Below are 10,479 nucleotides of genomic sequence, written 5' to 3' on the forward strand. Positions count from 1 at the left end.
ATTCGATTTGTGCCTGTATATTCTTTTCGCAGCCCACTGGGTGAGTTGTTGTACAAATAAAGCCACGAATCTTGGGTTTAATGATCATAATTTAAGCTCTTCTAAGTTAGATTTAATGTGAATTTTGGATAATATACACTGTTTTTTTAGTTGCACAAAATGGCCACTTGAAAATACAAATTCAAAGCCATACATTTATACCCATGATACTTCAAGATGCAAAGTCAGCAAGGAAAATTGTGCCGAGATGCTAGGCATAAAATTGAAGTATAGTTATTCTACATAGAGATTTTATAACAAAGCAGATGGGTACAATTTGCCTTGCCCTACGGGGCACGAGCTCGAAAACCAGCGCTGCGTTGCACCAATCGCAAAGGGAATAACCATTACCTCATGTTGCGCCTTGCTCTGGTCTCCGAGCTTGCGCCTGACAAAGCATCTTGAGGTAACATGGGTATATGTACCCAAATTAATTTATTTTGCCAATAGCGGTAATTCTCCGCTCAAGCCCATTGCCTGTTTAATAAATACTTTTTTCAGTGGACTGGCTTGATCCGTAACAACCAACGCAACATCGCGCAGCGCTTTCTGCAGGGGATTGTCTCCTGCAAATAATTGCTTCAACAGTTCCATAGATGCAATCATTTGTGCGGCTTCGGTTTTCCGCCAACGCTCAAAATAACGGAGGTTTTGATATAAACCAATATCTTTTTCTGCCGCGATATTTTGCTCAATGGTTTGCCCTAAACTGACCGCATCTAATAAACCAAGGTTAACACCCTGACCCGCCAGAGGGTGGATAGTGTGCGCCGCATCGCCGATTAAAGCGATTCGGTGTTTGGCAAAATCTCGTGCATAACGCATGCTCAGCGGAAAACTGAAACGTTCACCCTGTAACTCACACAGGCCTAAACGGTTATCTAAACTGCGCGATAATTGTTTATTAAACTCGGTAGCGGTTAGATTTTTTAACTGCTGCGCTTTTTCCGGTGACACTGACCAGACAATAGAGCATAAGTCTTTTTCAAAAAGGGGCAAAAAAGCGAGTGGCCCGTCGGGCGTAAAAATCTGCCTGGCACAATGCTCATGGGGCAAGTCGGTCTTAACCGTGGCGATTAGCGCATGGTGCTGATAATCCCAAGAGGTTAAAGGGATAGAGGCTTTTTTGCGTAACCATGAATTGGCGCCGTCAGCTCCGACCACCAATTTGGAGGTCAGGGTTTTACCACTGCGCAGGGTTAACCATGCTTCACCTTCACCAAAGACAATATCATTTAAGCTATCGGGACTATAAAAATCAACATTTTTTTGCTTTTGTACTCTATCGAGTAAGGCCAACTGCAGATGATCATTTTCGATAATATAACCAAGATCCGAAAGCCCGACCTGCTGTGCAGAAAACTCAATTTTACCAAAACTGTCTTTATCCCAGACCTGCATGCTGTCGTAGGCTGTTATTCTGGCGCTGTCGAGCAGCTGCCAGACGTTTAAGTTTTCAAAAATATTTTTACTGGCAAAACTGATGGCACTGACTCTGTCGGCCGGCTTTGTGGATAATATTGGTGCATTTTTGGTTTCAATCAGTGCAATCGATAATGCACTGTCTGCCAGAGAAGCCGCCAGAGTCAGCCCTACCATTCCGCCGCCCACTATGGTTAAGTCATATGATTGCATCATTCGCTTGTATCTCTACTGAGTAATGGAAACTGCCCTTTTGCCTGTTTTATAATCGGGGCTGATAAATCGGGTAAATAACGCATCGCCTGTAAGGCGATATTTCGTCCCAGGATCATCGGCCAATGGTTATTATTAAAAACACGCACTACTGAATCCGTGAGACCGATGGTGGTATTATGATCTGCCTGTCGCGCTGACCAATAACGATTAAGCATTTCAAAGCCCCCTATTTTTTGCGGGTCCGGCAGATCACCAATGATAGCAGCTAAGACAAACAGATCACGCATTCCTAAATTAAATCCTTGCCCCATCACAGGATGCAGACAATGCGCCGCATTACCAATACAAACACCGCGATGAGTAAAAGGTTGTGCTGTTTTTAGCAATTTCAGCGGGTAGCTATCACGCTTTCCGGCGGCGCTAAACACTCCAGCCCGATAACCAAAGGCATGTTGCAGTTCAGCGAGAAAATGCTCATCATTTAATGCGCATAAACGGCTCAGATCGTCACTTGCAACCGACCAAACCAGTGCGTAATGATTACCCGCTAAGGGTAATAAGGCAATCGGACCAAATTCGGTAAAACGCTCAAATGCCTTATTGAGGTGGGGTTTAGAACAGCGCACATTAGCGATGATCGCCGAACATTGATAATCAAAAGATTGCGCGGGGATCGACAGCAAATCACGGGTCAAACTGTCGACTCCATCGGCGGCGACACACAATTTTGCCGTTAAAATAGTGTTATCGACAAGATGGCAAAGGGTCTGCGGCGATTGTTTTTCAATGTTGGTTATACGCGTTCCATAAAAACGCGTTAATTGTTTTAATTTATCTAATTGTTTATTAAGCGCGCTACCGATTTGATGCAGTTCAAGCACATAACCGAATGCCCGATGCTTATCTTCACTGCACAAATCTAACGCGCCGAAACAACCGCGATCAGAGATATGTATATCTTCAATGGGTTGAGCATGGTCTTTAATCGCAGCCCAAAAACCCAAATCGTCGAGGATATCGCAGGTGCCTGCGCTTAGCGCAATACTGCGCGCATCAAATCCCGGATGGGTAAAGTTTTTGCTGACTGAATTTGGTTGCGGGTTTTCATCTACAAGCACCACTCTCAGGGTCGGACTGCGTTTTAATAAAGCATAAGCAAGCAGAGAGCCGACAATACCTGCGCCGACTATCACAACATCATAATCACTATTTTTATCCATAGACACTTACATTGGCCATTAATGCTTCAATTTCATTGATACTTTTAGGGACATCGGCGCTTAATACTTCAGCTCCGCTTTGGGTCACTAATACATCATCTTCAATACGGATACCAATGCCCTTCCAAACGTCATCAACATCGGCGTCTTCGCTGATATATAAACCGGGTTCAATAGTAATCACCATCCCGGCTTCAAGTAAGCGCGGATTTTCTGCGGTGCCGTATAAGCCCACGTCATGGACGTCTAACCCTAAATAATGACCGATCCCGTGCATGTAAAACGCTTTGTAAGCCTGGTCCTTTATCAGCTGCTCACTGTCTCCTTCTAAAATGCCAAGTTCAAGCAGACCATCAACCAGTTTCTTAACCACATTTTTATTAATATCAGCCAGGGCAACGCCGGGGTTTATCTGGTTAATGGCACTCACTTGAATGTCCAAAACCAGTTGGTATAATTTGGCCTGATGTTCAGAAAAAACACCATTAATAGGGAAGGTTCGAGTGATATCTCCCGCATAGCCTTTATACTCAGCACCGGCATCAATTAAGACCAGGTCACCATCACGTAACTGTCGATTATTATCGGTGTAATGTAAAATACAGGCATTCTGACCACCGGCAACGATACTGTTATAGGCAACATTTGGCGCACCCTGCTGAGCAAATTCATAGCGAATTTCTGCTTCTAACTGGTATTCCCACATGCCGGAATGACAAAGCTGCATGGCCCTGATATGCCCCGCCGCTGAAATCTCAGCAGCATCGGACATCAATTCAATTTCACTTTCAGATTTAATTAAACGCATTTCATGCACAATAGGCAGACTATCAATGAACTGCGCAGGTGCAACTTGCCCTTTGCTGCGATCTGCGCGCATTAAATTAATCACCGAGCTTAAACTGCGCTCTAATTCGGGTGCATTAAAAACCGGATAATAAAGCACGGGTAATTCAGCAATTAATCCCGGTAACTGCTCTTCAAACTCTAGAACATCATAGGCCGAATCAAAACCAAGTTTACTGACGGCAGCATCTTGCCCGGTGCGCAGACCATGCCAAATTTCAGCATTTTTATCTTTTTTGCGATTAAATAAAATGCTTTGCTGCTCGCCACTTTTATTAATAATGAGCAGATAAGCATCCTGCTCATTAAAACCGGTTAAATAATAAAAATCACTATTTTGCCGAAAAGGATATTCAGTATCTTTACTGCGTATCTGTTCTTGTCCGGCAGGAAAAATTGCCAGACTGTTGTTTTGCATTTTTGAAAAAAAAGCGGCTCTGCGTTGTTGAAATTCAGTCATTATCATTAACTCTTAATCCTAGTGGAGGGTTTTTGAAATGGGGGTGTTGGAATTACGTGAAAAAGTATTAAAACAGAGCATGGCACCAACCCGAAGATACTCAACAATCTCAGCAAATGCGATTTCTGAATCTTCATCTTCCTGTTCAAAATCTAAACTTACCTGGGAGATATCGCGAATATCACGGATTAATTCTTGAATATCCGCGGGAGCTTGATTTAATGCCTGCTGCACCATCCCAAATCCGACCAGAAAACCCTGAGCCCATTGTGACATTGCTTCAGCGCGTTCATCAAGGGGGACTTCATCATCGGGCAATAATAAGTTAAATCCTAAACCATCATCGGTAAACTGATTAACAACCTGTCCATATATAGACTCCACCAGTTTTTGAGCATTACTCGGTAACCCCAAGCCTTCATTGACAACATCATTAAAATGAGGTCGCCAACTCTGATTATCAAGTTTAACACCACCGCAAATAAGGCCGGATAAAACGCCGTGTGTTTCTGATGCATTGGTAAACAGTTCTGCAGCTTCCAAAGTTTGCGTTATTTTGTTAAAACTTGGTAGGGGTTCATTACTCATTCGTTTTACTCACCGATTAAATAAAATATAAAGCTTAATACTAACATCCTGTCGTTTTTGTCGCTAGTAACTACTTGAAACTTGATAACATGCTAGCTATAGTTCGTAAGTTATTACATTATTTTCGAGCTTGCCGACATTATCAAGCCAAGCTTATTTCAAATTTACATTTCGCAGGTTGATTATGGCACATATTGATATATCTATTTTAGGGCAACAATACAAAATATCATGCCCTGAAGGAGAAGAGCTAACCCTTCAAAACAGCGTCGATCAATTTAACGAAAAAATCAGAAACATAAAAAGTAGCGCTCGAACTTTACGTAATGAACAAGTCATTGTGTTGGCAGCATTAAATTTATGCCATGAACTTAATGTTGAAAAAACGCAACACCAAGAACAAACAAAAGAACTCGACCAACGTATTCAAAAAATCAATGAATCAATGAATCAGGTCTTGACAAAAGACAGCAAATAAAACTGACATTGACACAACTATGCTGATTTTTAAACAGTTAAATCATCGATTCAAAAAATGAATATCAACTTTGAAACAATGTCGAAATTCTATTGAAAAAGCCTTTCCAAATGCAAAAAAATGACGTAAAGTTATTTCAACCCTCGGATATCCGCTCTTCTTGACTACGTCTCTGAGCCGATAAGTATAACCCCGGTGACTTGGATTGAATGCTATTGTGCAAGCTCGGCTCGTATCGAGAAGCCTACGGCAAACACTAAGACACCTACCTTAACCTTCGGGTTCAGGCCAACAGTCAATAACGATATCCTTGGGTTACTTTTATTGTTTATTGCACACACATCCAGACATTGAACTTCGAATTCAGGTTAAAAATCAATCACAAATTCATTTAGTTACTCCCCCTTTTTAATTATGTAAAACGCCAAAATATCCATCGCTTTGCCTGCAAATTCTGATCGATCAGAGCTGTCGCATTCAGGTGCTTACGGTTATTAGTGCGATCGATGCAAATATTACTAAAATATTAACAACTGGCGCTTCTAATATGCGCGAGAATGAAATAAAGTGCATAACTTACATTACCAACAAACTAAATCCCGCTCAGGCGTAGACAAGGCAAGCAGACAGAGTCGTAACAAAGCTGATTACGATAAAAATGGCCGGCCGTTGAAGGATATAAAATGAAATTCAGTTTCAATATGGAAGATGTCAGTCAGGTCTTTGTCGGCGCTTTTGCTCTGGCAGTGCCAATCTCATTCTCCGAGGAAGCGTGGCGACTGGGTGAAACCTTACCTTTTCCTAACCTAATGATGTTATTTACTTTATCGGTATTATTCCTGGCTTTTTTCACCTATGAAAGTGTCTTTCAAAAGAATATCAAGTCGCGTTTAATCGTTTTTGTGTTTCGTATATTTATCGCCTACGTCATGGCGGCTTTTGTGGTCAGTTTGGTTTTATTCTGTTTAAATAAACTGCCCTTGTTTGAGGATCCGATAACCGCTTTAAAACGTATCATCATCATCACCATGCCTGCGTCAATGGGCGCTATTGTCGTAGATAGCTTTGACAAAGAGTGATAAAACTTCACTAACGATTCTGTCAATGCATCAGCGCGGAGTTTACAGCCAGGTAAAACTGTTTTAGATATCATCAGAGACTGTTTTAAATATCAGTTAAAAATAGTCTTCATCGCAGAATCCTCATTAATAAAAAGCCACCGGACGGAGTCACTGTCAAAAGCGTATTATGAGGAGTATTGTTTCCCACTCTACCGGCAGCGATTGGCATTAATACCAATTCCACTAATTAGATGATCTATTTAGGCGCCGGAAAAACGCATGAAAGCAAGGCATTGATTGCAATAACTAGTTGTTCTAATTATTCAATTAATAACAAAGACTAAAACGTAGTTTTATGTCTAGCTAGCATGTGTTTTAACAAGCATAAATGGGTATGAATTTAATGGATTTGGTATAACTTATGAACAAAGCACTTTCTCGAACAGAAATACGACATCAAATCCGCATAGCAAGGCGCGATCTTTCCGGCTTGCAGCAGAAACAGGATGCAGACAGGTTGTTCAGCCGTTTGATTAAACATTCTCGAGTTCAGCAAGCGGGCAAAATATCCGTCACTCTCGCTTATGACGGTGAAATAGATACGCTCCGATTTGTGCAGTGGTGCTGGAAAAACAATAAAAAAATATACCTGCCCGTTATCCATCCTTTTAATAAAGGTCACCTGTTATTTCTGGAATACACCACAACAACTGAAATGGTGCTTAATCAACACGGCATATTCGAGCCTAAATTAAATAAACTAGACACCTGCCCAATGACAGATTTAGATCTTATTTTCACCCCCCTTGTTGCATTTGATACACAGGGCAATAGGATCGGTATGGGAGGCGGTTATTACGACAGAATGCTTGCTCCCTGGTTTAAAGATAAAAGCGGCCCCTATCCCATCGGTTTAGCCCATGATTGCCAGCAGGTAGCGCAACTGCCCGTGGAAGAATGGGATGTGCCATTACCTGAAATAATTACCCCTGCCATGCACTTTCGGTGGTGATATACCCAAATTACTTGAATATGCAGGAATCAGCATCCCTCAAAAAAATGCACAAACGGCGCCTACTTTAATATCGATAAATCAGTAAGTAGCCTGGATGTTCCTCATCTTGTAACGCACTTTTGCTTTCCCGTAGAATACCCGCGCTTTTTTTGAATAACTATCTGCAAAGAATTTGCCTAAAAAATCACCCTGTTTAATCATTATCCCATGGATAACTAAACAGGATTGAGTATAATCTCAGCAACTATTACCACGAACCATAAAAACAGGAAGCTCGGACTATGACACAAGATGAAATGAAAAAAGCCGCCGCCTATGCAGCCTTGGAATACGTACAACCAGATACCATCGTTGGCGTCGGTACCGGTTCAACGGTGACTCATTTTATTGATGCGCTGGCAACCATAAAGCATCTTATCAAAGGCGCAGTTTCAAGCTCAGATGAATCGACTGCAAGATTAAAATCTTATGGTATCGAAGTTTTTGATCTTAATGAAATTTCTAAATTGAGTATTTATGTCGATGGTGCGGATGAAATAAACCCTTACAACCACATGATCAAAGGTGGCGGTGCAGCCTTAACACGTGAAAAAATAATTTCAGCGGTTGCTGAGAAGTTTATCTGTATTGTGGATAACACTAAAAATGTTGATATCTTAGGTGAATTTCCATTACCCGTTGAAGTGATTCCGATGGCGCGCAGTTATGTCGCACGTGAATTGGTAAAATTAGGTGGAGAGCCGGTTTACCGTCAAGGTGTGGTAACAGATAACGGCAATGTAATTTTAGACGTTTATAACTTTAAAATAGCTGAGCCACTTAAATTAGAGGCGCAAATCAACGCTATCGTTGGCGTAGTAACAAACGGCCTGTTTGCCAACCGAGCGGCCGATGTTGTCTTAGTAGGCACGCCAGAAGGTGTTAAAACACTAAAATAATCAAATATTTGAGTCTGAGTGGACAGGAAAACTCGGCTGCACACTCAGATCAAGAATAAAAGGTAATAACTAAGTCCAAACTTTTATTTGTGAATTTCATCACAAAAAGTTCACAAGCGCTTCAGTTTTTGCTATTTTAAGTTCTCAAAAATTGCACTTCCCATTTTTTCAACTAAGTCTGCTTATTGAATACTTAGTTGGCATCTTGGAACTCTTAACTCTGTTTGTCCATTTACCTTATTGATAGGCTACAAGGAAATATAATGACTAAGCTTTCGCTTGATAAAGATAAAATAAAAATTTTACTGCTTGAAGGATTACATCAAAGTGCGGTTGATACCTTCACCCAGGCTGGTTACAACAACATTCAATACGTCAAAACAGCGTTAAGCGAAGAAGAGTTAATTGAAAAAATTAAAGATGTTCATTTTGTTGGTATCCGCTCCCGTACTAATCTCAATCCAACTGTACTAGCTGCAGCAGAGAAACTGGTTGGCATTGGTTGTTTTTGTATCGGTACCAATCAGGTTGATTTAGAGGCAGCTCAAGCAAAAGGCGTCGCGGTATTTAATGCGCCTTTTTCAAATACCCGCAGTGTTGCTGAATTAGTATTAGGTCAGGCATTATTATTATTACGTGGTATTCCAGAACGTAACGCAAAAGCGCATCGCGGCGAGTGGGATAAATCAGCCAATAAGTCTTATGAAGCACGTGGTAAAAATTTAGGTATTATCGGTTACGGTCATATCGGAACCCAGTTTGGTATTCTTGCTGAAAACTTAGGTTTTAAAGTGTCATATTACGACGTTGAAAGTAAATTAAGCCTCGGTAATGCGGTACAAATAGCAACCATAGAAGCGCTGCTTGCTCAGTCTGATATTGTTAGTCTGCATGTTCCTGAACTTGCCTCGACTAAAAACATGATGGGTGCTAAACAGTTTGCACAAATGAAAGATGGTGCGATCTTTATGAACGCAGCACGTGGCACCGTGGTTGATATTCCGGCGTTATGCGCTGCACTTGAAAGTAAAAAACTCTCTGGTGCCGCTATTGATGTGTTCCCTAGTGAGCCAGGATCAAATAAAGAAGAGTTTATTTCTCCTCTGCGTAAGTTTGATAACGTATTGTTAACTCCTCACGTTGGTGGCAGTACTCAGGAAGCACAAGAAAACATTGGTTATGAAGTTGCAGGCAAGTTAGTGAAATACTCAGATAATGGTTCAACATTATCTTCTAAGAACTTCCCTGAAGTGTCTTTACCAGTGCACGTTGATGCCAGCCGTTTACTGCATATTCATAAAAATATGCCGGGTATTCTAACCAAAATCAACTTAACCTTTGAAGAGTACGGTATCAATATTGCCGCACAATACCTGCAAACAAATGCAAACATTGGTTATGTAGTCATTGATGTAAACAGTGATGATGCTCAGCTTGCATTAGCGAAATTAAACGAGATCGAAGGTACCATTAAAGCGCGTTTATTAAGATAAACCCGCTTAACATTTTCTATCTTCAATAAAAAAACCTGAATAGTGATATTCAGGTTTTTTATTGGCCGTCACAAAATTTTTATTACTTCTGAAAATCTTGTGGTTGGAGTAAAAAAGTCCAGGCGATAAAACGGCTGACTTTTTGTCCTTGGGCCATTTTAATGACCTTGACATGCGCAGCGCCCGCTTTTTCAAGTTCTTTTTTCAAGGTTGCTACATTTTCCGACTTTGAAACTAAACTGCTGAACCAGCATACCTGCAGGGCATAATCTTTACTTTCCTGAATCATCTGTTTTAAAAATGCAATTTCCCCGCCGGCACAACAAAGCTCCCCTTCCTGCCCTGCAAAATTGAGTACCTGAGACGGATTGTTTTGATCTTTACTGAGATTCTTTATTTTCCGGGAACTCCCGGCAAGCGCTTTTTCCATGGAGGCATGAAAAGGGGGATTACACATGGTTAAGGTGAACTTGTCTTTGGCTTTAATAACCCCCGCAAAAATAGCCTGTTTGTTCTTTTGTAACTGCACTTTAATAAAAGGTTTAAGAACGGCATTTGATTTTATAATCAGATTAGCCATTTTTACCGATAACGGATCAATATCCGTTCCCACAAAAGACCATCCGTAACTTTGGCTGCCTAAAATGGGATAAATGCAATTTGCCCCGGTGCCTATATCTAATACCTTAATCTGCTTACCTTC

General features: G+C 41.1%; 11 protein-coding genes and 1 other RNA gene. 6 read left to right on the forward strand and 6 right to left on the reverse strand.

The features are described from left to right. From ACJAZP_RS19115 to ACJAZP_RS19135, 5 genes are all read right to left on the reverse strand, one after another. On the reverse strand, positions 1 to 88 hold an 88-nt coding region (locus ACJAZP_RS19115), incomplete at its 3' end, for a hypothetical protein (protein ID WP_415232351.1). 386 nt (positions 89 to 474) lie between these two features. Beyond that, complete coding sequence (locus tag ACJAZP_RS19120) at positions 475 to 1,677, reverse strand: FAD-dependent monooxygenase (RefSeq protein WP_415232341.1); 1,203 nt, start codon at positions 1,675 to 1,677, stop codon at positions 475 to 477. Then, positions 1,674 to 2,897 (reverse strand): 2-octaprenyl-6-methoxyphenyl hydroxylase, encoded by a 1,224-nt coding sequence (gene ubiH, locus ACJAZP_RS19125; RefSeq protein WP_415232342.1) that lies wholly within the window; start codon positions 2,895 to 2,897, stop codon positions 1,674 to 1,676. The genes ACJAZP_RS19120 and ubiH overlap by 4 nt, the downstream gene beginning before the upstream one ends. Then, on the reverse strand, positions 2,890 to 4,209 hold the full coding sequence (pepP, locus tag ACJAZP_RS19130; protein WP_415232343.1) for a Xaa-Pro aminopeptidase: 1,320 nt from the start codon (positions 4,207 to 4,209) through the stop codon (positions 2,890 to 2,892). Before pepP ends, ubiH begins: the two co-directional genes overlap by 8 nt. Before the next feature lie 12 nt (positions 4,210 to 4,221). Beyond that, on the reverse strand, positions 4,222 to 4,791 hold the full coding sequence (locus ACJAZP_RS19135) for a UPF0149 family protein (protein ID WP_415232344.1): 570 nt from the start codon (positions 4,789 to 4,791) through the stop codon (positions 4,222 to 4,224). A 184-nt stretch (positions 4,792 to 4,975) separates the two neighbouring features. On the opposite strand from ACJAZP_RS19135, the gene ACJAZP_RS19140 reads away from it, so the two are divergent. The 6 genes from ACJAZP_RS19140 to serA all read left to right on the forward strand — a co-directional run bounded on the left by ACJAZP_RS19140 (position 4,976) and on the right by serA (position 9,776). Continuing rightward, positions 4,976 to 5,269 carry a cell division protein ZapA gene (locus ACJAZP_RS19140; protein ID WP_415232345.1) on the forward strand — a complete coding sequence of 98 codons (294 nt, stop codon included), beginning with the start codon at positions 4,976 to 4,978 and terminating at the stop codon, positions 5,267 to 5,269. A 136-nt stretch (positions 5,270 to 5,405) separates the two neighbouring features. Beyond that, a non-coding RNA gene (gene ssrS / locus ACJAZP_RS19145) (6S RNA) lies at positions 5,406 to 5,590 on the forward strand. A 362-nt stretch (positions 5,591 to 5,952) separates the two neighbouring features. Next, entirely contained in the window at positions 5,953 to 6,348 is a 396-nt protein-coding gene (locus ACJAZP_RS19150) for a DUF2391 family protein (protein WP_415232346.1), read from the forward strand. A 403-nt stretch (positions 6,349 to 6,751) separates the two neighbouring features. After that, complete coding sequence (locus ACJAZP_RS19155; RefSeq protein ID WP_415232347.1) at positions 6,752 to 7,342, forward strand: 5-formyltetrahydrofolate cyclo-ligase; 591 nt, start codon at positions 6,752 to 6,754, stop codon at positions 7,340 to 7,342. A gap of 284 nt (positions 7,343 to 7,626) precedes the next feature. Further along, on the forward strand, positions 7,627 to 8,283 hold the full coding sequence (gene rpiA / locus ACJAZP_RS19160; RefSeq protein WP_415232348.1) for a ribose-5-phosphate isomerase RpiA: 657 nt from the start codon (positions 7,627 to 7,629) through the stop codon (positions 8,281 to 8,283). A 263-nt stretch (positions 8,284 to 8,546) separates the two neighbouring features. Continuing rightward, positions 8,547 to 9,776: a phosphoglycerate dehydrogenase gene (serA, locus tag ACJAZP_RS19165; RefSeq protein ID WP_415232349.1), complete on the forward strand. Its 1,230-nt coding sequence runs from the start codon at positions 8,547 to 8,549 to the stop codon at positions 9,774 to 9,776. A gap of 82 nt (positions 9,777 to 9,858) precedes the next feature. Here serA and ACJAZP_RS19170 read toward each other — a convergent pair. After that, positions 9,859 to 10,479 (reverse strand): RlmF-related methyltransferase (locus tag ACJAZP_RS19170; RefSeq protein WP_415232350.1); only part of this gene is annotated, 621 nt, incomplete at its 5' end.

Source organism: Psychromonas sp. (assembly GCF_047632955.1).
GTDB lineage: Bacteria > Pseudomonadota > Gammaproteobacteria > Enterobacterales > Psychromonadaceae > Psychromonas.